Genomic DNA, 21,033 nt, shown 5'->3' with positions numbered 1-21,033 from the left:
CATGATGCGCTTCCTCCGAAACAGCCTGACATTGGCGCGCAAGGAGTGGATCAGCCTTCTGCGCGACGTCTTCATGCTGGGCTTCGTCGTCTATTCCTTCACCTTCTCCGTCTACAGCGAGGCGACCGGCATCTCGCATGACCTGCGCAACGCCGCCATCGCCATCGTGGACGAGGACCGCTCCACCCTGTCGCAGCGTCTGGTCTCCAGCTTTCACCAACCGGAGTTCCAGGCCCCGGTGATGATCGGCCATGCCGAGGTCGATCCGGCGATGGATTCCGCCCGCTACACCTTCGTGCTCGACATCCCGCCCGATTTCCAGGCCGACGTGCTGGCCGGCCGCAGCCCGACGATCCAGCTGCTGATCGACGCCACCGCCATGATGCAGGCCGGCATCGGCGCCGGCACCATCGAGGGCATCGTCGATGACGAGGTCGGCCGCTTCGTCCGCCGCGAGGCCGAGGGGTCCGCCGCCCCGGTCAGCCTTCAAATCCGCGTCGCCTACAACGAGGCGCTCGACACGAAATGGTTCACCGGCACCATGGCGGTGGTCAGCAACGTCACCATGCTGGCGGTGCTGCTGGCCGGCGCCGCCCTGATCCGCGAGCGCGAGCACGGCACGCTGGAACATCTGCTGGTGATGCCGGTGCGCCCGGCCGAGATCATGGCCGCCAAGGTGTTGGCGAATGGTGCGGTGATCCTGGGCCTGACGCTGGTGGCGCTCTATGTGGTGCTGCGCGGCCTGTTGTCGGTGCCGCTGGCCGGCTCGGTCCCGCTGTTTTTGGCCGGGACGGCGCTCTACCTGTTCTTCGCGACGGCGCTCGGCATCTTTCTCGGCACCGTGGCGCGCTCGATGCCGCAGCTGGGCTTGCTGTTCATCCTGATCGTGCTGCCGATGGACATGCTGTCCGGCGGCTTCACCCCGCTGGAAAGCGAACCGGAATGGCTGCAGATGGCGATGCAGCTGTCACCGTCCACCCATTTCGTCGCCTTCGCCCAGGCGATCCTGTTCCGCGGAGCGGGCTTCGACGTGGTGTGGCCGCGCTTCGCCGCGACCGCCGGCATCGGCGCGCTGTTCTTCGCCTGGAGCCTGGTGCGGTTCAGAAGGCATTTGGCGAGTTTCAGGTGAGGGGGCGTGGTGCCCCCTCCCTAACCCTCCCCCACCTTCGGTGGGAGAGGGAACTCCGCCGCTCTTGCACTTAACTCCCTCTCCCGCGAGAGCGGGGGAGGGTTGGGGAGGGGGCACCGTCAGCCGACGACTCCCCACCCCCAAAAACACCCCTCAGTGCGACCCGCCGCCCTCGAACGACGGCGCGCTCAGCCCCGACGCCACCAGCTGCTCGATCAGCGCGTTCTTCAGCCGCTCCAGCCCTTCCTGGCTGTAGGACTCGGCGCGGGCCACCAGCACGTCCTGGGTGTTGGACGCGCGCAGCAGCCACCAGCCGTCGTCGGTCGTCACGCGGACGCCGTCGATGTCGTTGACTTTGGCGCCCGACGCCTTGACGCGGCCCTTGACCTCCTCGACCACGGCGAACTTGCGTTCCTCGTCGATCTGGAAGCGGGTCTCCGGCGTGTTGACCATGTCCGGCAGGCCGTCGCGCAGGTCCGCCAGCGTGGTGCCCAGCTTGCTGACCAGCCCGACCAGCCGCACGCCGCAATACAGCGCGTCGTCGAAGCCGTACCACTTGTCGGCGAAGAAGATGTGGCCCGACATCTCGCCGGCCAGCGGCGACCCGGTCTCCGCCATCTTGGCCTTCAGCAGCGAGTGGCCGGTCTTCCACATCAGCGGGTTGCCGCCATGCTTGGCGATCTCGTCGAACAGGGCCTGGCTGGCCTTGACGTCGGCGATGATGGTGGCGCCCGGATGGCTCTTCAGCACGTCGGCGGCGTAGAGCGCGACCAGTTGGTCGCCCCACACCACGCGGCCCTTGTGGTCGATGGCGCCGATGCGGTCGCCGTCGCCGTCGAAGCCGATGCCGATGTCGCAGCCATGCTCCGCCACCGCCTTCTTCAGGTCGACCAGATTGGCTTCGACCGTCGGGTCCGGGTGGTGGTTGGGGAAGTTGCCGTCGATGTCGTCGAACAGCAGGACATGGGTGCCCGGCAGCTTGGCGGTCAGGCGGCGCAGGATCTCGCCCGACGCGCCGTTGCCGGCGTCCCAGGCGATCTTCAGGTCGCGCGTGCCGTCATAGTCCTTCAGCAGGCGGGCGACATACTCATCCCTAACGTCGATCTTCTCCGACGAGCCCTGGCCCTGCTCCCAGTCGGCCTTGGCCGCCATGGTGCCGAGTTCCAGGATCTGCTGGCCATAGACCGGGCCCTTGCCCAGCATCATCTTGATGCCGTTGTAGTCCGGCGGGTTGTGCGAGCCGGTGATCATTATGCCGGCCGCCGCCTCGCGGTCGCGGGTGGCGAAATACAGCATCGGCGTGGGGCCGAGCCCGATGCGCAGGACGTGCAGGCCGGTCGAAACCAGCCCCTCGACCAGCGCCTCCTCCAGTTCCGGCGAGGACAGACGGCCGTCATAGCCGACGCAGACCGTCTTGCCGCCCTTGCGCACCACCACGGTGCCGAAGGAGCGGCCGACCGCGCGGGCGTCGGCGGGGGTCAGCGTCTTGCCGACGATGCCGCGGATGTCGTACTCGCGCAGCACCGTGGGGTGGAAGGTATGGGCTTCGCTCATCGTCTCGTTAGTCCTCTGTTGGACGCCGTCTTTGGACCGTTAGCCGCGGTCCATTCCACCCGCCGGCGACGGCCGGCCGATGGAGCTGTAGGTGAAGCCGGCCTTCGCCATGTCCTCGGGGTTGTAGATGTTGCGCAGGTCGATCATCACCGGCCGCTTCAGCATCGACTTGACCCGACGCAGGTCGAGCGCGCGGAATTCGTTCCACTCCGTGAGAATAGCGACGCAATCGGCCCCTTCCAAGGTGCCGTAGGCGTCCTTGGCCCATTCCACGCCGGGAAGCAGCTTTTCGGCCTCGTGCATCGCCGCCGGATCGAAGGCGCGCACATGGGCGCCGGCCGCCTGAAGCGCCGGGACGATGTCCAGCGACGGGCTGTCGCGCATGTCGTCGGTGTTCGGCTTGAAGGCGACGCCCAGCACGGCGACGGTCTTGCCGTCCACCGACCCGCCGCAGGCGGCGATGATGCGCTCCGCCATCTGCTTCTTGCGCTTGTCGTTGATGTCGACCACCGTCTCGATGATGCGCAGCGGGCTGCCGACCTGCTGGGCGGTGCGGACCAGCGCCAGCGTGTCCTTGGGGAAGCAGGACCCGCCGTAGCCCGGACCGGGGTGCAGGAACTTCTTGCCGATGCGGCCGTCCAGCCCGATGCCGCGCGCCACGTCATGGACGTTGGCGCCGACCTTCTCGCACAGGTCGGCGATCTCGTTGATGAAGGTGATCTTGGCGGCCAGGAAGGTGTTGGCGGCGTATTTGGTCAGCTCCGCCGTCTCCAGCGAGGTCACCACGATCGGCGTCTCGATCAGGTAGAGCGGCCGGTAGAGCCGGCGCATCACGTCGCCCGCGCGGTCGGAGGTGGCGCCGATGACGACGCGGTCGGGCCGCATGAAGTCGCCGATGGCGGAGCCTTCGCGCAGGAATTCCGGGTTGGAGGCGACGTCGAACTCGGCGTCGGGGCGCACGCGGCGGATGATCGCCTCGACCTCGCGGCCTGTCCCGACCGGGACCGTCGATTTCGTCACCACCACCGTGTAGTGGTCGAGATGCTGGGCGATCTCCTCGGCGGCGCCGAAGACATAGGACAGGTCGGCATGGCCGTCGCCGCGGCGCGACGGGGTGCCGACCGCGATGAACACGGCGTCGACGCCCTGCATCGCCTCCTTCAGATCCATGGTGAAGGACAGGCGGCCGGCGGCGACGTTGCGGGCGACCAGATCGTCCAGGCCGGGTTCATAGATCGGAATCTCGCCGCGCTTCAGCCGCTCGATCTTGCCGGCGTCCTTGTCGACGCAAGTGACGTGCACGCCGAACTCCGAAAAGCAGGCGCCGGAGACCAGGCCGACATAGCCCGTGCCGATCATCGCTATGCGCATCGCGTCCCCCTCATGTCCTTGAAAATAAGGAAACCTGTATGTCTCTGGGATGCCCTACCAGGGGGCGTTCCTCATGGCCGGTCTTTTCGATTGTCCGGCTCTTGTCATCGCGCAGCACTCAGTGGCGCAGTCCAAACGCACGCGCCCGCCGCCGTCCGGATCAGGGGACGGGGGCGGGCACGGCATCAGGACTGCAGCCCGTCGCTCAGCAATATTTGCGCAGCATCTCGCGCACCTTGTCGGCCATGTCCGGCCGGTTCAGCGCGTGGGCCAGCGTCGCCTCGATGAAGCCGACCTTGTCGCCGCAGTCGTAGCGGGTGCCTTCGAAGCGCAGGCCGTGGAACGGCTGGTTGCCGATCAACTTGGCCATGGCGTCGGTCAGCTGGATTTCGTTGCCGGTGCCGCGCTGCTGCTTTTCCAGATGGTCGAAGATTTCCGGCTGCAGGATGTAGCGGCCGATGATCGACAGCGTCGACGGCGCTTCTTCCGGCTTCGGCTTTTCGACGAGGCCACGGACGGTGGCCAGACGGCCGTCGTCCTTCTCGACGTCCAGGATGCCGTAGCTGCTGGTGCGTTCGCGCGGCACGTCGACGACGGCGACGATGTTGCCGCCGACCTCCTCATAGGCCTCGACCATCTGCTTCAGGCAGGGGGTCTTGCCCTGGACGTAGTCGTCGGGCAGCACGATGGCGAATGGGTCGTTGCCGATCAGGGCGCGGGCGCACCACACGGCGTGGCCGAGGCCGAGCGGAACCTGCTGGCGGGTGTAGAAGCAGCGGCCGGGAGCGATCTCGCTGTGGCGGACCTCCTCCAGCGCGTCCAACTTGCCGCGCTCTTCAAGCGTGCGGTTCAGTTCGGTGTCGGCGTCGAAATGGTCTTCGATGGCGCGCTTGGAACGGCCGGTGACGAAAACGAAATCCTCGATGCCGGCGGCGCGCGCCTCTTCGACGGCATGCTGCAGCAGGGGGCGGTCGACCAGGGGCAGCATCTCTTTCGGGATGGCCTTGGTGGCGGGCAGGAAGCGCGTGCCGAGACCGGCGACCGGGAACACCACCTTGCGCACGGGTTTCCGCATTGGACGTCTCTTGTGGTTGAGGCGAAATCAATTCCATGGTCCCACGGGACCGCCCAACCGCAAGCGAAGCCTGCGGAAGCACGGGCCGTGGTCCCCGGCTTTCTGCCACGCCTTCCGCGACTGCGCAACAAACCTTCCGAGACCGGGCAAAAGGCTAGTCCCGGCGGCCGAAATCAAAAGAAAACCGGCCGAATGTCCTCGTACAAGCCGATCTTTATCCGCAAGGTCCGAAGTCGGCCCGGACCTTTCTCATAGGCAGTAACGCTTGGAAAAGCGCGGCAAACCACGGGCGCGACACCGTGCCGCTGGCAATCCGCCGCCATGGCTTCGCTTACGGACTTTCCGTATGACGCTCGATTGCGATTTCGTCGCGAATACTTGCGCAAGCGGCCCGCCGGCGGCCATGGTGCCGGCCATGATCTCCGACTCGCGTACCTCCATCTTGCCGCCCCCGCCCTCGGCCACCCCACCCTCGTTGACGGCGGCCCAGTTGCATGCCCGCGTCCTGCACCGGGACACGGAGTGCTTCGTCATCGACAAGCCGGCCGGCCTGGCCGTCCACAAGGCCGGACGCATCACCGACCATCTGGAACTGTACCTGCCCCATCTCGCCGGGGCGGACGGCGACGACCCGATCGGCGAGCCGCCGAAACTCGCCCACCGGCTGGACCGCGACACCGCCGGCTGCCTGATCCTGGGCCGCACCCCCTGGGCGCTGAAGCGCTTCGGCCAGATGTTCGCCGCCGGCCATGTCGAGAAGACCTATTGGGCGGTGGCCGAGGGCATTCCGGAGGCAGACTCCGGCGTCATCGACCTGCCCCTGCTCAAGCGGATCGAGCCCAAATCCTCGTTGGGGGCCTCCCGCTCCTCCTGGACCATCCTGCCCGACCCCGCCGGCCAGCCGGCGGTCACCGAGTACCGCGTGCTGGGCACCAGCGCCGACGGCCGTTCCTGGCTGGAACTGCGCCCACGCACCGGCCGCACCCACCAGATCCGCGTCCATTGCGCCGCCATCGGCTGCCCGCTGGTGGGCGAGCCCTTCTACGGCCCCGAGCGCCGCCCATCCGGCAACCTTCACCTGCTGGCCCGCTCCGTCGCCTTCCGCATGGCCTTCGAATATGACGCCGTCAGCGCCGTCGCTCCGGCGCCGGAGCATATGCGGGACGCCCTGTCCACCTGCGGCTGGCAGGGAGGGTAAAGGCGCCCGCCGCGCAAAAGGGGGCTGCCGGCCTGTTCGCCGCATCCCATTGTTAAGGGGGGAAGGCCCCACAACCGACGGAGCGTACAGGATGGGACAGGCGGTCACCGACAACCGCGCCATGAACCGGTTCGAACTGGCGGTCGGCAGCCAGACGGTTTTCGCCGACTACCGCCGCAACGGCCGGACCCTGGTGATTTCCTATGTCGAGGCCCCGCCCTCGCTGCGCGGCACCGGCGCCGCCGGCCGCCTGATGGCAGGCGTGGTGGAAACCGCCCGCACCGAGGGGCTGAAGATCGTCCCCCTGTGCGGCTACGCCGCGATGTGGATCAGGCGCAACCGGCACGACGGCCTGCTGGCGTGAGGGCCGCTGACATTGCGTACACTGGGCCGGCGGGAACCGGGCACCACGCTTTTCCAATCGGCGAGTTGCCACTGTTCGCGCAGATAAGCACGATTAACCGCACTGCATGCCCGACAATGTCACGTCGCTACGCGACTTTTGGAATCTCGCTGTGCAGGATTTCGTTCCACTGGGCAGCATGAACAGCAGATAGCCACTCGGATCATTGTACCGACAGATAACCATTACGCCGTCGCTGATTTCCTCTGAATTGAATAGCCAAGTCGTCGTAACTCTGTCCTTCTTGCGTGTTTCCTTACTTGGAACAAGGGTGATGGGAAATTCCGCCAGCTCGTCGTTAGGATGGCCATTAATCACGACAGTTTCCGTCAGCGCGGCGCCAACCGGTAACCTGCCCTTCATTACCAAATAGGGAGAAAGGGAGTCTCCGATTTCCGTCGGACATGACAAATCAGCAGCGTTAGAACTGGCCGTCGGTGAAGCAGCTGCCGCCGCGAGGCCGATCAAAGCCCGACGGATCATTATTCCGATCATTTTTTCGGACCGTGCATCTTGTCACTCAGTACGACTGAATAATTTTCGGGGTGGTTAACAATATTTGAGCTTTTGCTCTTGATGCTAATCGTTCTTTTACTAGGCTTATGTCCTAACCATTGGTCAATGACGTGTATCCCATCTTTATCTTGCCCCATATATATAGCGGCGTGGTTGCCGCTGCTCATACTTGGGTATTTGCCATTGATAAATGTTGCAATGGCGGTTCCAACAGGAATGGTGGCATTACCCCAGACATCTGGTCCTTTGATCCATTGCGATGTCGGGGGTGCGCCGGTGGCCTTCTGGACCAGTGCAACGCATTGCCCGCTACCAACCGCTTTTCCTGCCTTCACATATGATTCGGGATCGCTGGCAATATACATGCTCATGTGTTCCGCAGCTTTCTGAAAACCGCCGGAAACTTTTGAAACAATCTCACGCAATGAAGAAATCATACCATTGTATTGCATTAAATCACCCCGTGCAGCAAAGTGCGTTTTTTATGATCTATAAATCTTAAATATTAAATAGACGTTAAATTGACATCGTACTCTACATGCTGCAGTAGTTTGTCTTGATATTTTTCCTAGATACACCGCACTCGGTGGCCAGCAGCAACGAAAACTCAGCTGGAAGAGTGTCGTGCGTCACCTGGAGTCAGCGCCTTTGCTTTTCCTACATGTCAAACCGTTTCGCGCGAGGCTTCCAAAACCACTCACGCCTTCCCGAAGCGGAAGAGGGATCAAACGCGACCGAGGCGGTCCTCCTATTTTTCACCCACCCTTTCCCCAACCACCTGAATTCATGATAGGAACATTGTCCCAATTATATACTTTACAAAGCAGTCCTACTAAACCATTGAAAACCGGAGTCGGATGGCGCATTTTTGTGAAAAGTATGGAGCGCCTGATGCCTACTCAGCTCAATGGACATGATCGTATTCCTAATTCCGTGAATATCAAGGTTACGCCGGAAATGGCTCGTGCTGGCGCAGCTATTCTAGAAAGCCTGTATGATGCTCTGCCCGGAATTTCCGAGGACGAAGCTGCATCTGTATTTCGGGCAATGATCGGCGAAATGAACAAACGCGGTCAGCGGCCTGGATGAGGCGCTGCTGTAATTCTTCGAAGCAATGAGCCATATGGCTTAATTCCTTCACTGTGTATCGATATCGCGGGCCCGCCATCTGTGGCTTTGTTTTCCGTGTGCTATAAATAGATGGAACAAGAAACCATTCCGTCGGCGACCGATTCAATCCATTTTCGTTTGAAACATAGGTGAAATCGCCAATCACCATGGCATGAGCAATCTCATTTCTCCGCGCCGCCGCAAGCTTATACAAGTTTGTCAAGTGACGTATTTTTGCTTTTAGGTCACTATTTGGATGGTCATCAAAAAAAGCATCATAGGCAGCAACAATCATTTCGCATTTCGCCGACGCTGCCGCCAGAGTGCCAAATGCCCGCATGACAACATAATCGTCTCTCAGAGATGCGGCGACTGCTGCATATAATGATGCAAATGCAACTTCGCAATTTTCCCATCGGTCCAATGCAAAGCCAACCTGAGTGTAGATGTCGCGTGCAAGCGCATCACCAACTTCGGCAAAGGGTGGGTTCGCAAAGGGGTTTGGTTCGAGGATATCGTCGTCCATAAGTGCCTCGTGTCTCAGATAGCTGTCAAAGTCCACGATATCGAGTAAGTTGTGGGTGCTTATCGATGGAGTGCGACATGGCTCATAAACCCAATGATGAATGTGTTCCACCGGACCAGATGGATCGCTTCACTGAGGTGGTGAAACGCATGCTTCGTACCCCACATAAATCGAAGAAAAGTCCAGTTGGCACACCAAAAAAGGAAGCGGATGAGCCAACCAAAGCTCATCCGCTTTGTAATGTCGGTTAGCTTGCTCGCAGAGTCGAGTCACTTTATCGCGCGAGCGTTGAGCAGATGCTTCACAATGTGCATCAGGGAATGGTAGTCGGCACTAGTGATCGTCGCCGGATCAGGCGATTGCCCACTCACCAATCCGCCGATAGGTCAGGCGCTTACCCTCGGCGCCTTTTAGCGCCTCCACGGTGCGCTCCGTATCGCCGATCTGGCGGTTCGAATAGCGGAAATCGAATTCCGTCAGGTAACGGTGGAGGTGCTTCTCCGCGCAGTGCTGGTAGATGCCCTTCATCCCGCGCTTGAAGATGCTGAAGTAGCCCTCGATCGTGTTTGTGTGCACTCGGCCGCGCGCATACTCCTTTGCAGAGTGATTGACCGTTTCGTGAATGTTGAACGCTTTGCCGGCGTCAGTGTAGAGGCGGCTCTCGTCCGTGTTCAGTTGGGAGCGCGGGTCGACGTTGCTGGACAGGACGGCCATGATGCTGGCCTTGGTCGCCGACCGCACATGGAAGGAACGCACCTTACCACCACGCTCTACCAGCGAGACGACGCAACGCTTGTTGGACGGGCCGGTGCGTCCACCCTTGGTAAAGGGACGGCCTGAGGTGGTGACGGTGGCCTTCTCCGCCTTTTGCCCGAAGTAGGTTTCGTCGGCTTCAATCGTCGACTCTGGACCGCCCATTGGGGTGTCATCGGTATCCGTCATAGCTTCGCGAATGCGGTGCGCCATGAACCAAGCCGACTTGTAGGTGATGCCCAGCATACGGTGCAGCTGATGGGCGCTCATCCCTTTCTTGGAGGTGGACAGCAGATAGGTCGCATAGAGCCATTTGTGGAGCGGGATATGCGAGCGCTCGTAGACGGTGCCGACCGTCACCGTGAACTGCTTACGGCAGTTGCGGCATTGGTACAGGCCAGGGCGGTGGGCTTTGCCCTCCAGCTTCACCGGATTGTGGCCTTCTCGGCAGTGCGGACAGTGAGCCCCGTCCGGCCAGCGGATCTGTTCAAGCCACTCGCGAGCGGCGGCCTCATCGGTGAAAGCAGGGTTCAGAGCATCGGCCATGGCTGCACCTCATTATGACCATCATAGTGCGCCTGAGGCTCGGCTTTGTAAAGTATATAAATGGGAACATTGTCCTGGCTCCACCAGAAAGGGACCGCCATGCCCCGCCGGATGCCGCCCGCCCGATCTGCGTTCCCCACCAACGGCTTCACTCCCGATGAAACACTGCGACACCGCCCGGATTCCTGTTTCACGGTGTTCCAAACGTCTCATCCGGTACCGCCCGCCGACCACCCCACCGCCGGATGAGACGATGGAACAGCCCCCCAAACCCTGTTCCACGCCGTTCCAAACCTCCTGCCCGGCGCCCCGCCGCCATGGACCGCGCGCCGTTGCTTTCGCGGCGGGAGTGCGGTTAAGTCCCCGCCGGTTTCCGCTGATCCGCGTCGAGTTCATGCCCGTCGAGTCCCTGGACGCCACCGCGTCGCGCCCCGCCCCCCCGTCTCCCGCCCCGCCCCCATCCGGCAGCGGGGTCGATGCCGCGTTGCGGGGGCTGGCCGGGGCCGCCGCCCTGGTGCTGGGGCCACTGGCGGCGCTCGCCCCGCGCGGGCTGCCGGTCTGGGCCATCCTGGTCCTCGTGCTGTCGCTGACCGGGCTGGCCCGTCGTGGAAGCTTCGGGCGCATCCTGCGGCTGACCCCGGCGGTGGCCGCGGTGGCGGCCTTCCTGCTGCTGGCCCTGATCTCCAGCCTGTGGAGCCCGTCGGACCGCGCGCTGGAGACGGTGCTGGAGATCGGCTACATCGCGCTCGGCGCGCTGGCCGGCGGCGCCTGGATCGCCGGGCTGCCGGCGGCGGAGGCGCGGCGGCTGGGCGGGCTGTTCCTGGCCGGCGGGCTGGCCGGCGGGCTGCTGTTCGCGGTGGAGGCGGCGCTGGACTTCCCGCTGAACCGCTGGTGGAACAGCGTGCCCGACGACCAGCTGCCCAACCTGCTGAACGGCAATGTGCCGAAACGGACGGCGGCGCTGCTCTGCCTGCTGGTCTGGCCGGCCGCCCTGGCGGTGGACCGCTTCGGACGCCGGATGCCGGCCCTGCTGGTGCCGGTGGGCTATGCGCTGGCCTGCCTGCCGCTTACCAGCCGCTCGGCCATGCTGGGCATCGCCGCCGGGCTGGTCACCTTGGCCGCCGCCCGCGCGTCGGCGCGCTGGACCCGCCGCCTGTTCAGCGCCGCGGTGACCGCAGCCTTCCTGCTGGTGCTGCCGGCCGCCCTGCTGTTCTCCGGCCCGCTCGACCTCGACCATTCGCCGCTGCTGTTCCGTTCCGCCCAGCACCGGGTGGAGATCTGGGGCCATGCGGCGGACCGCGCGCTGCGCACGCCGGTGTTCGGCCAGGGCATCGACGCCTCGCGCTCCCTGCCGCCGGAGGGGGCGGTGTCGGACTTCTCGCCGATCGGCGACAGCCTGCTGCCGCTGCATCCCCACAACGCCTTCCTTCAGGTCTGGCTGGAGACCGGTGCGGTCGGGGCGGCGCTGGCATTGGCCGTGCTGCTGATGCTGCTGGCCGCCACCGCCCGGCTGGAGCGCCGCGACCAGCCCTTCGCGCTCGCCCTGTTCGCCACGGCGATGGCGATGGGCAGCACCGCCTACGGCATCTGGCAGCCCTGGTGGATGGCAGGATTCCTTTCCGCCGCGCTGATGCTGCGGCTGGCAACCCGCATCGGGGCCCGTATCGGGGACAAGACACGATGAGCAAGCGCCCGCTCCGCATCCTGGTCATCAAGCTGGGCGCCTTCGGCGACTTCTTCCTGGCGCAGACGACCTTCGCCGCCATCCGCCGCCACCATGCCGGCGACCGGGTGACCTTGCTGACCCTGCCGTCCCTCGCCCCGCTCGCCCGCATGAGCGGCCTGTTCGACGAGGTGCTGGAGGACCCGCGCGAGCGTTCGCTGTCGGCCTATCTGGCGATCCGCCGGACGTTGCGCGCCCATCGCTTCGACCGGGTCTACGATCTCCAGGCGCAGACGCGCACCGACCTGTACCACCGGCTGCTGTTCCCCGGCCCCTGGCCGGAATGGTCGGGCACCGCCCATGGCGCCTCCCACCCCGACCGCTACGAGGGGCGGCGCAAGGTGCCGGTGCGCGACCGCTATGTCCGCCAGCTCGCCCCCTTCGGCATCGTGCCGGACGAGACGCCCGACCTGTCCTGGCTCGACGCCGACATCGCCAAGTTCAACCTGCCGGAACGCTTCGCCCTGCTGGTCCCCGGCTCCTCCCCCGGACGGCCGGACAAGCGCTGGCCGGTCCGCCGTTATGCCGAGGTGGCGGCTGCGCTGGCCGGACGCGGCATCATTCCGGTGGTGATCGGCACGGGCATCGAGAGCGACCTCGCCCGCGGCATCGCCGAGTATTGCCCGCAGGCTGTCGACCTCACCGACCGCACCAGCGTGCCGGAACTGGGCGGGCTGGCGCGCCGGGCCTGGGGGGCGGTCGGCAACGACACCGGCCCGACGCACCTGATCGCCGCGGTCGGCTGCCCCACCGTGGTGGTGTTCTCCGACGCCTCCGACCCGATCCACAGCACCGGCCCGCGGGTGCTGATCCACCACCGCCCCGACTTCGCCGACATCGACAGCGCCGGCGTGGTCGAGGCACTGGACCGCGCGCGGAACTTGGGAGGCACCTAACGGCAGAAGGGGCCTAATGACAGAAGGGAAACGGTGCCACCTTGGGCATGTAGATCGGGATCCACTCGCAATGGGTTGCCGGGTTCGGCAGCTTCCGGGTCTCGATGATCGGCCAGGCATGGGCCGCCACCACCACCAGCGCCACTCCGCCCAGGATCCAGCGCCGCGGCTTGGTCCGGTCCAGCAGCCCCGGCATCCGCGCCAGCACCCAGGCGGCGGACAGGATCGCCAGCGGGTCGGTGTAGGCGGCATAGGCGCGCTGGAAACCGCGCAGCGAGAACAGCGCCTCCAGCCCCCAGGCGACCAGCAGCAGGAACAGCGCCTGCACCGCGGCCAACCTTTCCCCCTTCCGCCACAACACCACCGCCCCGGCCAGGGCGAACCACTCCACGACGATGGTCTGCGGGATGTTGTCGGGGTGCAGGACGATGGTGCGGATCGCCAGCGTGCGGCCGATGCCGGCCAGCAGAAGCGCCAGCGTCCCCTGCCCCACCACGTTGCCCTGTCCCTGAAGCTCCGCCCCGTGCCGCCAGGAGGAGAAGACGAACATGTGCTCGACGAAGTTCGCCACGGCGATGGCGTTCTGCTCGTTCCAGCGGATGTCGAGCGCCAGCAGCCCGACCGCCAGCCCCAGCAGCACCGCCGCCGCCCCGGCCACCGCGCGGGCCGGGGGCACCCGATGCACCACCGCATGGACCAGGATGCCGACCAGCACCCAGCCGGCGACAATGCTCTGGTACCCGCCGCCCGACAGCCCGCCGCCAACGGGAGTGTAGGGATAAACCGCGCGTCCCCAGCCGGCCAGCCCGGCCTGGATCAGCCCGAAGGCCGGCACCGCCGCCGCTGCCGCCAGCAGCCCGACCACGGCCGCCGTGCCCCAGGCCGGTCCCGGAGCGGTTTCCGGCTCCGCCCGTCGCCCGAACAGGATCGCCGCCACCGGCAGCCCCATCGCCAGGAACACCGCCTGCACCTTGGTCACCATGGCCAGCCCGACCAGCAGCCCGCCCAGTGCCAGCTGCAGCAGCGACGCGCCGCCGCACGGCCTGCCCTCGGCCGGCCGCACCGCCCGCAGGACCAGCAGCAGCCCCAGCACGACGAAGCCGGCCGACAGCAGGTCGGTGCGCATCTGCCGCCCCTGCGCCGTCAGCCCGACGCCGAAGGCCAGCAGAACGCCGGCCAGCAGCGCCACCCGCCGGTCGCCCAGCAGCCCGCGCAGCAGCGTGGCATAGCTGACGGCGAAGGCGGCGGTCAGCAGGATCGACAGCGCCCGCCCGGCCTGGACCAGCGACTGCCAGACCGCCTGCGTCGCCGCCACGTCGCTGCCCGGCGGCAAGGCCGAGAGCGTGGCGACCGGCAGCAGCCCGACAGCATGCAGAAGCCGGTACCAGACGTCGATCACCAGGAAATAGCCGTAGCCGGGATGGTCGAAATATTCCTGCGGCAGCCCATCGCCGAACAGCAGCCCATGATAGGCCAGCACCAGATCCTGGTCCGAATGCACCCAGTAAGGCAGCCGGAACCCGACCAGCAATACCGACAGCGCCATCGCCGCGGCCAGCCCCAGGCACAGCAGCCACCAGGGCGCCGCCGCGGCACGGTCGAGCAGGGAGGGACGGGCGATGGAAGGTGCAGGCGTCATGATTCGCGCGGCTCACGGTTCAGGTCGGCGGGCGCCTTGTGGCACGGAAATGAGCGATTGGGAACCAGTGCGATCCTGCGGTGTTGCCCTCATGGAACGGCGGAGTCGGGAGTCTCCGCCTCTTTCGTGGTGCCTCGCACGAGTGGCTTTGCAACGTCGGCGGGTCGCTGCCACAAAATACGGTATGGCAGACGCGCCGGGCGGACAAATGCCGGACAGACACATGGGGGACTCGATGGCCGATACCGACGATATCCTGGAGCGTATCCGACGCCGCGCCCACGAATTGTGGGAGAGCGAGGGCCGTCCGCACGGCCGCGATTCCGACCATTGGACCCAGGCGGAAGCGGAAATCCGCGGCGCCGGCGCACTGGAGCCGACGGAAAAGGCCGCCGGATCGCGCAAGAAGGCCCCCATCTCCAAGGCCACCTCCAAGGCCGCCGGCAAGAGCACCCGCGCTGCCGCCGAATCCCTGTCCGAAGTCGCGAGCACCCCGGCGGATGGCGCCAAATCCGCCCCCGCCAAGTCCGCGAAGACCAAGCCGGCCACGGCCAAGCCGAAGACCGAGGATGCCCCCAAGGCGACAGCCGGAAAGACCACCGCCAAGGCGACCACCGCCAAGTCTCCGCGCAGCCCGAAAAAGGACGGCGGCAAGAGCGCCTCTGCCGACTGACCCCAGTCCGCTCTTCCTTCCACCGGCGGAACCCTGCGGCCCCGGAGCCGGTTGTCAGGTCGATCCTGCAATCTTCTCCGGAGGACCTGTCATGGCCGGTACGCCGTCGATGGACGACTGCATCCGCAACTGCACCGACTGCCACACGATCTGCCTGGAAACCGTCGCACATTGCCTGACCAAGGGCGGTGCGCATGCGGAGGCCGGGCATATCCGTCTGCTGCTGGACTGCGTCGACATCTGCCGCACCAGCGCGGATTTCATGACCCGCGGCTCCCGCTTCCACCACCTCACCTGCGGCGCCTGCGCCGAGATCTGCGCCGCCTGTGCCGACGACTGCGACCGCATGGCCGACGACTCCATGATGAAGCGGTGCGCCGAGATGTGCCGCCGCTGCGCCGAAAGCTGCCGGTCGATGTCGAGCATGGCCGCCTGATCCGGCTCCCACTCTACTCCATCACCGCCGCGTCCTCCGGCGCCGGAGCCCCGGCCTTCGGCCGCCGGAGCAGCAGCAGCATCGGGATCACCAGCAGCGCGACGTACATCATCAGCTTGAAATCGTCGATGTAGGCGATCATCGCCGCCTGCTGCGTGACCTGGGCGTTCAGCACCGCCAGCGCCTGAGGCGAGGCGGTGACCTGCTCCGTCATCGCCTGGGAGAACGGCGTCAGATGCGCGGACAGGCTGGCGTGGTTGACCTGGGTGTTCTGCGACAGCAGGGTCATCACCACCGAGATGCCGACGCTGCTGCCCAGGTTGCGGACCAGACTGAACAGGCTGGCGGCGTCGGTGCGCAGCCGCGGCTCCAGCGTGGCGAAGGCGATGGTGCTGAGCGGCACGAAGACCAGCCCCAAACCCAGCCCCTGCACCACGCCGCTGACGATGATCGGCTCGCGGTCCATCACGATGGCGAAGCCGGTCATGTACCACAGCGACCAGCTGGTCAGCAGCACCCCCGCCAGGATCAGCAGCCGCGCGTCCACCCTGCGCACCAGCCGTCCCACCATCAGCATCGAGATCATCGTGCCGACGCCGCGCGGCGCCAGCACCAGCCCCGTGGTGACCGTCGGGTAACCCAGCAGGTTCTGCAGCATCGGCGGCAGCAGCGCCATGGTCGCCAGCAGGATCACGCCGATCACGAAGATCAGGATCAGGCCGGTGACGAAGTTGCGGTCGCGCAGCAGCGCCGGGTCGATGAAGGGCTCGGTCTTCGTGTTGCCGTGGGCGGTGGCGATGTGGATGGCGAAGATCCAGAAGGCGCAGGCGGCCAGCGCCGTCTCGATCCAGATTTCGGTCGCGCCGAACCAGTCCAGCTGCTCGCCGCGGTCCAGCAGCATCTGGAAGGCGCCGACCGCCAGTCCCAGCATGGCGAAGCCGAAGAAATCGAAGCCGCGCTGCCGGCCCTTGGTCTCGTGCAGGAAGACCAGCATGCCGAAGAAGGCGAGCAGCCCAACCGGCAGGTTGATGTAGAAGACCCAGCGCCAGCTGAAGCTGTCGGTCAGCCAGCCGCCCAGCGTCGGCCCGGCGATGGGACCGACCATGATGCCGGCGCCCCATAGCGCCATCGCCTGTCCATGCCGCTCCTTGGGGTTGATGTCCAGCAGCACCGACTGCGACAGCGGCACCAGGGCCGCGCCGAAGATACCCTGCACCAGCCGGAAGGCCACCATCTGCGTCAGGCTGCCGGCCAGCCCGCACAGCACCGACGCGGCGGTGAAGCCCGCCACTGCGATCAGGAACAGCCGCTTGCGCCCGAACCGGTCGGCCATCCAGCCGGTGGCCGGCGTCGCGATGGCCGCCGCCACGATATAGGAGGTCAGCACCCAGGTGATGGTGTCCTGCGCCGCCCCCAGGCTGCCCTGCATGCTGGGCAAGGCGACGTTGGCGATGGTGGTGTCCAGCACCTGCATGATGGTGGCGAGCATGATCGACACGGTGATCATGCCGCGATGCTTCACCTCATGCGGGGCGGCAGGGGATTGGCTGGCGGCCATGGAATGCCTGCGGATGATTGTCGGTTGGTGGGGGCTGAAGGCCTTACCGGATCGCCGCGACCGCGTTGCCGATCACGCCGGGCAGCGGCCGGCTGTAATGGGTGTCGACCTCCACCTCGGCGCTCAGGCCGGTGCGCAGCGGCACGCCTGCGGCCCCCGACTGATCGCCATCCGTCCCGTCTATGCGCAGACGGACCGGCACGCGCTGCACCACCTTCACCCAATTGCCGGTGGCGTTCTGGGCGGGCAGAACCGAGAACTCCGATCCGGTGCCGGCGCCGATGCTCTCGACATGGGCGGTCAGGGTGCGTCCGGAATAGGCGTCGAGCACCACGGTCGCGGTCTGGCCGACCGCCATATGGGTCAGGTCGGTTTCCTTGAAGTTCGCCTCGACCCAGCTCGACCCGCTCATCACCAGACTGACCGCCGACAGCCCGACCGAGGCATATTGCCCGACCAGCAGCCGGTCGGTCTGGCTGACCACGCCGTCGGCCGGCGCCGTCACCACGGCATGGTCGAGGTCGCGCTGCGCCGTGGCCTTCTTCGCCAGCGCCTCCAGCACCATCGGATGGCGGTCGGTGGGGATGTCGGGATCGCCGCCCAGCGCGGCACGGGCGCTGACCACCGCCTGCTTCTCCGTGTTCAGGTCCTGCTGCGCCGCCATCAGGTCGTGGCGCACGGAATCATAGGTCGCGCGTGCGGCGACGCCGGTCTTCAGCAGGTCCTGCTGGCGCTGGAACTCGCGCTGCTCGAAGGCGACCTTCTCCTCCGCCGCGGCCTGCTTGGCCTGCTCCTCGCCCAGGTCGGCGCGCAACTGCTCCACCTTCAGCCGGGCCGACGCCAGCGCGGCTTCCGCCTGCTGCAACGCCAGCCGGTAAGGCTCGTCATCGATGCGGAACAGCAAGTCGCCGCGATGGACCGGCTGGTTCTCGCGCACCGCCACCTCGACGATGCGGCCGGAAACATCCGGGCTGATCGTCACCTTGTCCTGCTGGACATAGGCGTTGTCGGTCGAGACGTAGCGTCCGCCGACCACATACTCATAGCCGCCGCCGACCGCCACCAGCAACGGCAAGGCGGCCATCAGCAGCCAGCGGCGCCAGCGCGTCCGGCGGACGGGTTTGGCGGCAGGGCGGGTTTCGGTATCGCGGTCGGTCACGGCGGTCATAGCGGTCGGGTCCCGAAGGAAAAAACGGAAAGCGTCAGGCCTTGACGGCGATTTTCTCGGCAGTCGTCTTCTCGGCCGGTTCAGCCCGGCGGTCGGACAGGTTGGCGCGCATGTGGGCCAGCATCCCGACCAGCTTGGCCTCGGCATCGGACGGCAGACCGGCCAGCGCCTCCGCATAGATCCCGGTGGCGAGCGCCCGGCCCTGCTCCAGCACCGCATGCGCTTTCGGCGTCAGGTGCGGCAGGCGGGCACGCCGGTCGGTGGGGTCGGCACGGCGCTCGATCCAGCCGCCCTCCTCCATGCGGTCGATCTGCCGGCAGAGCGTGATCGGTTCGATTTCCAGGAGATCGGCCAGAGCCGCCTGCTTGATCCCCTCGTTCCGCGCCAGCGTGGCGATCACCGACCATTGCGCGCGGGTCAGGCCGAGATGGCGGGCGCGCTGGTCGAAACGGACACGCATCATGCGCGCCGTATCGGTCAGGACTGCACCCAAGCTCATCGAATGGGGGCTTGCAGAGCGGGAATCGGCGGCGGAGGACATCGGCATATCATAAGCTTGCTTATCGGTTTCGATGAATTAATAAGCCTGCTTATCATCGGCAATCCTCGCGGCGTGCATGGCAGGGCCACGCCGATGTCGCGTCTCAGGCCTCCGCGACGGGATCGCGCCTCTGGCGCGCGCGACAGGAGATTGCTAAGGTGCCCACCCGTTTCGTTCCATTCCTTTCGCCAACTCGCCCGAATCGACCAGCTGAGGACCGATCCATGCCGCACTACCGTTCCCGCACCTCCACCCACGGCCGCAACATGGCGGGCGCGCGCGGCCTGTGGCGGGCGACCGGCATGAAGGACGGCGATTTCGGCAAGCCGATCATCGCCATCGCCAATTCCTTCACCCAGTTCGTACCGGGACACGTCCACCTGAAGGATCTGGGCCAGTTGGTCGCCCGCGAGATCGAGAAGGCCGGCGGCGTGGCGAAGGAGTTCAACACCATCGCGGTGGATGACGGCATCGCCATGGGCCATGGCGGCATGCTGTACAGCCTGCCCTCGCGCGAGTTGATCGCCGACGCGGTGGAGTACATGGCGAACGCGCACTGCGCCGACGCGCTGGTCTGCATCTCCAACTGCGACAAGATCACGCCCGGTATGCTGATGGCCGCGATGCGTCTCAACATCCCGGCGGTCTTCGTCTCCGGCGGCCCGATGGAGGCCGGCAAGGTCAAGTGGCGCGGCAAGGTCAAGTCGGTCGACCTGATCGACGCCATGGTCGCCGCCGCCGACCCGACCGTCTCCGATGAAGAGGCGGCGGAGATGGAGCGCGGATCCTGCCCGACCTGCGGCTCCTGCTCCGGCATGTTCACCGCCAACTCGATGAACTGCCTGACCGAGGCGCTGGGCCTGTCGCTGCCCGGCAACGGCACCATCCTGGCGACCCACGCCGACCGCAAGGAGCTGTTCCTCGCCGCCGGCCGCCTCGCCGTCGATCTCTGCCGCCGCTGGTATCAGGAGGAGGACGCCACCGCCCTGCCGCGCGGGATCGCCAGCAAGGCGGCGTTCGAGAATGCGATGACGCTCGACATCGCCATGGGCGGCTCGACCAACACCGTCCTGCACATCCTGGCCGCGGCGCAGGAAGGCGGCATCGACTTCACGATGGCCGACATCGACCGGCTGTCGCGCCACGTCCCCAACGTCTGCAAGGTCGCCCCGGCGGTGGCCGACGTCCATATCGAGGACGTGCACCGTGCCGGCGGCATCTTCGGCATCCTGGGCGAACTGGACCGCGCCGGCCTGCTGAACCGCGAAGCCCCCACCGTCCATGCCCCGACGCTGGGTGACGCGCTGGACCGTTGGGACGTGATGCGCACCCAGGACCAGTCCGTCCACACCCTGTATCGCGCCGCCCCCGGCGGCATCCCGACCGTCGTGCCCTTCAGCCAGGAGCGCCGCTGGCCGGAACTGGACCTCGACCGGGAGAAGGGCGTGATCCGCAAGGCCGAAAACGCCTTCAGCCAGGACGGCGGCCTCGCCGTTCTGTACGGCAACATCGCGGAGAACGGCTGCATCGTGAAGACGGCGGGCGTCGATGCCTCCAACCTCGTCTTCGCCGGGCCGGCCCGCGTCTTCGAAAGCCAGGACGACGCCGTCGCCGGCATCCTGGGCGATGTGGTCAAGGCGGGCGAGGTGGTGGTCATCCGCTACGAGGGTCCGCGCGGCGGCCCCGGCATGCAGGAAATGCTGTACCCGACCAGCTACCTGAAGTCGAAGGGGCTGGGCAAGGCCTGCGCACTGGTCACCGACGGTCGTTTCTCCGGCGGCACGTCGGGGCTTTCGATCGGCCATGTCTCGCCGGAAGCGGCGCAGGGCGGCGCCATCGGGCTGGTGCAGGACGGCGACCGCATCGAGATCGACATCCCCAACCGCATCATCCGCCTCGCCGTCGATGACCAGGAGATGCAGCGCCGCCGCGATGCGATGAACGCCAAGGGTGTGGATGCCTGGAAGCCGGCCAGCCGCGACCGCGTGGTTTCCCCGGCGCTCCGCGCCTATGCCGCCTTGACGACCAGTGCCGACCGCGGCGCCGTGCGCGACGTGTCCCAGGTGGAGAACATCGCCGTCCGACGCTGAGCCGGGTTGACTCCGGCCAGCGTCAACCGCGACCGAGTCAGGCACAGCGGATATTCATCACAAGTAACAATCAAGGCGCCGCGCAAGTCGCGGCGCTTTCTTTTTGCCCCGAATTACATACACCGATA

General features: G+C 66.1%; 19 protein-coding genes. 8 read left to right on the top strand and 11 right to left on the bottom strand.

Going from position 1 to position 21,033, the window contains the following annotated elements; genetic code table 11:
• The first annotated feature begins 1 nt into the window (after position 1).
• Positions 2-1,129, top strand: coding sequence for an ABC transporter permease (locus FZ029_RS10385; RefSeq protein ID WP_149198807.1), 1,128 nt, complete (start codon positions 2-4; stop codon positions 1,127-1,129).
• Positions 1,130-1,282: 153 nt separating this feature from the next.
• Here the strand turns inward: FZ029_RS10385 and FZ029_RS10380 are convergent, their stop codons facing one another.
• The 3 genes from FZ029_RS10380 to galU form a co-directional block, all read right to left on the bottom strand.
• The gene (locus FZ029_RS10380; RefSeq protein ID WP_149269181.1) at positions 1,283-2,683 is read right to left on the bottom strand and encodes a phosphomannomutase/phosphoglucomutase; all 1,401 of its coding nucleotides are present in this window, start codon (positions 2,681-2,683) and stop codon (positions 1,283-1,285) included.
• A 39-nt stretch (positions 2,684-2,722) separates the two neighbouring features.
• Complete coding sequence (locus FZ029_RS10375) at positions 2,723-4,054, bottom strand: UDP-glucose/GDP-mannose dehydrogenase family protein (protein ID WP_149269180.1); 1,332 nt, start codon at positions 4,052-4,054, stop codon at positions 2,723-2,725.
• Positions 4,055-4,259: 205 nt separating this feature from the next.
• Positions 4,260-5,129, bottom strand: coding sequence for a UTP--glucose-1-phosphate uridylyltransferase GalU (galU, locus tag FZ029_RS10370; protein ID WP_149198810.1), 870 nt, complete (start codon positions 5,127-5,129; stop codon positions 4,260-4,262).
• Positions 5,130-5,544: 415 nt separating this feature from the next.
• Here galU and FZ029_RS10365 point away from each other — a divergent pair, with 415 nt between their 5' ends.
• Together FZ029_RS10365 and FZ029_RS10360 are read left to right on the top strand one after the other, a co-directional pair.
• Positions 5,545-6,327, top strand: coding sequence for an RNA pseudouridine synthase (locus tag FZ029_RS10365; RefSeq protein WP_149269179.1), 783 nt, complete (start codon positions 5,545-5,547; stop codon positions 6,325-6,327).
• Between the two features lie 91 nt (positions 6,328-6,418).
• Entirely contained in the window at positions 6,419-6,691 is a 273-nt protein-coding gene (locus FZ029_RS10360; RefSeq protein ID WP_149269178.1) for a GNAT family N-acetyltransferase, read from the top strand.
• Positions 6,692-6,784: 93 nt separating this feature from the next.
• On the opposite strand, the gene FZ029_RS10355 is transcribed toward FZ029_RS10360, so the two are convergent.
• From FZ029_RS10355 to FZ029_RS10340, 4 genes are all read right to left on the bottom strand, one after another.
• A complete protein-coding gene (locus tag FZ029_RS10355) occupies positions 6,785-7,213 on the bottom strand; it encodes an STY0301 family protein (RefSeq protein ID WP_149269177.1) in 429 nt (142 codons plus the stop codon).
• Between the two features lie 8 nt (positions 7,214-7,221).
• Complete coding sequence (locus FZ029_RS10350; RefSeq protein ID WP_211104134.1) at positions 7,222-7,698, bottom strand: BPSL0067 family protein; 477 nt, start codon at positions 7,696-7,698, stop codon at positions 7,222-7,224.
• 524 nt (positions 7,699-8,222) lie between these two features.
• Positions 8,223-8,882, bottom strand: a complete 660-nt coding sequence (locus tag FZ029_RS10345; RefSeq protein ID WP_149269176.1) for a hypothetical protein — start codon at positions 8,880-8,882, stop codon at positions 8,223-8,225.
• A gap of 351 nt (positions 8,883-9,233) precedes the next feature.
• A complete protein-coding gene (locus FZ029_RS10340) occupies positions 9,234-10,181 on the bottom strand; it encodes an IS1595 family transposase (protein WP_149269175.1) in 948 nt (315 codons plus the stop codon).
• A 394-nt stretch (positions 10,182-10,575) separates the two neighbouring features.
• Here FZ029_RS10340 and FZ029_RS10335 point away from each other — a divergent pair, with 394 nt between their 5' ends.
• Both FZ029_RS10335 and FZ029_RS10330 read left to right on the top strand, forming a co-directional pair.
• Positions 10,576-11,865 (top strand): O-antigen ligase family protein, encoded by a 1,290-nt coding sequence (locus tag FZ029_RS10335; protein ID WP_247892248.1) that lies wholly within the window; start codon positions 10,576-10,578, stop codon positions 11,863-11,865.
• Entirely contained in the window at positions 11,862-12,800 is a 939-nt protein-coding gene (locus FZ029_RS10330) for a glycosyltransferase family 9 protein (protein WP_149269173.1), read from the top strand. The genes FZ029_RS10335 and FZ029_RS10330 overlap by 4 nt, the downstream gene beginning before the upstream one ends.
• Before the next feature lie 13 nt (positions 12,801-12,813).
• Here FZ029_RS10330 and FZ029_RS10325 read toward each other — a convergent pair whose 3' ends face one another.
• Positions 12,814-14,439 (bottom strand): phospholipid carrier-dependent glycosyltransferase, encoded by a 1,626-nt coding sequence (locus FZ029_RS10325; protein ID WP_149269172.1) that lies wholly within the window; start codon positions 14,437-14,439, stop codon positions 12,814-12,816.
• A gap of 235 nt (positions 14,440-14,674) precedes the next feature.
• On the opposite strand from FZ029_RS10325, the gene FZ029_RS10320 reads away from it, so the two are divergent.
• The gene (locus tag FZ029_RS10320) at positions 14,675-15,112 is read left to right on the top strand and encodes a DUF2934 domain-containing protein (RefSeq protein WP_149269171.1); all 438 of its coding nucleotides are present in this window, start codon (positions 14,675-14,677) and stop codon (positions 15,110-15,112) included.
• 91 nt (positions 15,113-15,203) lie between these two features.
• Positions 15,204-15,548 (top strand): four-helix bundle copper-binding protein, encoded by a 345-nt coding sequence (locus FZ029_RS10315; protein WP_149269170.1) that lies wholly within the window; start codon positions 15,204-15,206, stop codon positions 15,546-15,548.
• A gap of 13 nt (positions 15,549-15,561) precedes the next feature.
• Here the strand turns inward: FZ029_RS10315 and FZ029_RS10310 are convergent, their stop codons facing one another.
• The 3 genes from FZ029_RS10310 to FZ029_RS10300 are packed head-to-tail and all read right to left on the bottom strand — an operon-like array spanning position 15,562 to position 18,773.
• Positions 15,562-17,106, bottom strand: coding sequence for a DHA2 family efflux MFS transporter permease subunit (locus FZ029_RS10310; RefSeq protein ID WP_149269169.1), 1,545 nt, complete (start codon positions 17,104-17,106; stop codon positions 15,562-15,564).
• Between the two features lie 43 nt (positions 17,107-17,149).
• The gene (locus FZ029_RS10305) at positions 17,150-18,274 is read right to left on the bottom strand and encodes an HlyD family secretion protein (protein ID WP_149269168.1); all 1,125 of its coding nucleotides are present in this window, start codon (positions 18,272-18,274) and stop codon (positions 17,150-17,152) included.
• A 34-nt stretch (positions 18,275-18,308) separates the two neighbouring features.
• A complete protein-coding gene (locus FZ029_RS10300) occupies positions 18,309-18,773 on the bottom strand; it encodes a MarR family transcriptional regulator (protein ID WP_247892247.1) in 465 nt (154 codons plus the stop codon).
• Between the two features lie 266 nt (positions 18,774-19,039).
• On the opposite strand from FZ029_RS10300, the gene ilvD reads away from it, so the two are divergent.
• A complete protein-coding gene (ilvD, locus tag FZ029_RS10295) occupies positions 19,040-20,905 on the top strand; it encodes a dihydroxy-acid dehydratase (protein WP_149198823.1) in 1,866 nt (621 codons plus the stop codon).
• The last annotated feature ends 128 nt before the right edge of the window (positions 20,906-21,033 follow it).

This window comes from Azospirillum sp. Sh1 (assembly GCF_008365135.1).
Taxonomy (GTDB): domain Bacteria; phylum Pseudomonadota; class Alphaproteobacteria; order Azospirillales; family Azospirillaceae; genus Azospirillum; species Azospirillum oryzae.
The sequence above is the reverse complement of the archived record's forward strand: the minus strand, read 5'-3'. Positions and strand labels throughout refer to the sequence as shown.

What these genes read in the sequence shown, in the direction of transcription:
- FZ029_RS10385 (WP_149198807.1), top strand. Translation starts at nt 2, where the DNA reads ATGATGCGCTTCCTCCGAAACAGCCTGACATTGGCGCGCAAGGAGTGG.
- FZ029_RS10380 (WP_149269181.1), bottom strand. Translation starts at nt 2,683, where the DNA reads ATGAGCGAAGCCCATACCTTCCACCCCACGGTGCTGCGCGAGTACGAC.
- FZ029_RS10375 (WP_149269180.1), bottom strand. Translation starts at nt 4,054, where the DNA reads ATGCGCATAGCGATGATCGGCACGGGCTATGTCGGCCTGGTCTCCGGC.
- galU (WP_149198810.1), bottom strand. Translation starts at nt 5,129, where the DNA reads ATGCGGAAACCCGTGCGCAAGGTGGTGTTCCCGGTCGCCGGTCTCGGC.
- FZ029_RS10365 (WP_149269179.1), top strand. Translation starts at nt 5,545, where the DNA reads ATGATCTCCGACTCGCGTACCTCCATCTTGCCGCCCCCGCCCTCGGCC.
- FZ029_RS10360 (WP_149269178.1), top strand. Translation starts at nt 6,419, where the DNA reads ATGGGACAGGCGGTCACCGACAACCGCGCCATGAACCGGTTCGAACTG.
- FZ029_RS10355 (WP_149269177.1), bottom strand. Translation starts at nt 7,213, where the DNA reads ATGATCCGTCGGGCTTTGATCGGCCTCGCGGCGGCAGCTGCTTCACCG.
- FZ029_RS10350 (WP_211104134.1), bottom strand. Translation starts at nt 7,698, where the DNA reads ATGCAATACAATGGTATGATTTCTTCATTGCGTGAGATTGTTTCAAAA.
- FZ029_RS10345 (WP_149269176.1), bottom strand. Translation starts at nt 8,882, where the DNA reads ATGGACGACGATATCCTCGAACCAAACCCCTTTGCGAACCCACCCTTT.
- FZ029_RS10340 (WP_149269175.1), bottom strand. Translation starts at nt 10,181, where the DNA reads ATGGCCGATGCTCTGAACCCTGCTTTCACCGATGAGGCCGCCGCTCGC.
- FZ029_RS10335 (WP_247892248.1), top strand. Translation starts at nt 10,576, where the DNA reads ATGCCCGTCGAGTCCCTGGACGCCACCGCGTCGCGCCCCGCCCCCCCG.
- FZ029_RS10330 (WP_149269173.1), top strand. Translation starts at nt 11,862, where the DNA reads ATGAGCAAGCGCCCGCTCCGCATCCTGGTCATCAAGCTGGGCGCCTTC.
- FZ029_RS10325 (WP_149269172.1), bottom strand. Translation starts at nt 14,439, where the DNA reads ATGACGCCTGCACCTTCCATCGCCCGTCCCTCCCTGCTCGACCGTGCC.
- FZ029_RS10320 (WP_149269171.1), top strand. Translation starts at nt 14,675, where the DNA reads ATGGCCGATACCGACGATATCCTGGAGCGTATCCGACGCCGCGCCCAC.
- FZ029_RS10315 (WP_149269170.1), top strand. Translation starts at nt 15,204, where the DNA reads ATGGCCGGTACGCCGTCGATGGACGACTGCATCCGCAACTGCACCGAC.
- FZ029_RS10310 (WP_149269169.1), bottom strand. Translation starts at nt 17,106, where the DNA reads ATGGCCGCCAGCCAATCCCCTGCCGCCCCGCATGAGGTGAAGCATCGC.
- FZ029_RS10305 (WP_149269168.1), bottom strand. Translation starts at nt 18,274, where the DNA reads ATGACCGCCGTGACCGACCGCGATACCGAAACCCGCCCTGCCGCCAAA.
- FZ029_RS10300 (WP_247892247.1), bottom strand. Translation starts at nt 18,773, where the DNA reads ATGAGCTTGGGTGCAGTCCTGACCGATACGGCGCGCATGATGCGTGTC.
- ilvD (WP_149198823.1), top strand. Translation starts at nt 19,040, where the DNA reads ATGCCGCACTACCGTTCCCGCACCTCCACCCACGGCCGCAACATGGCG.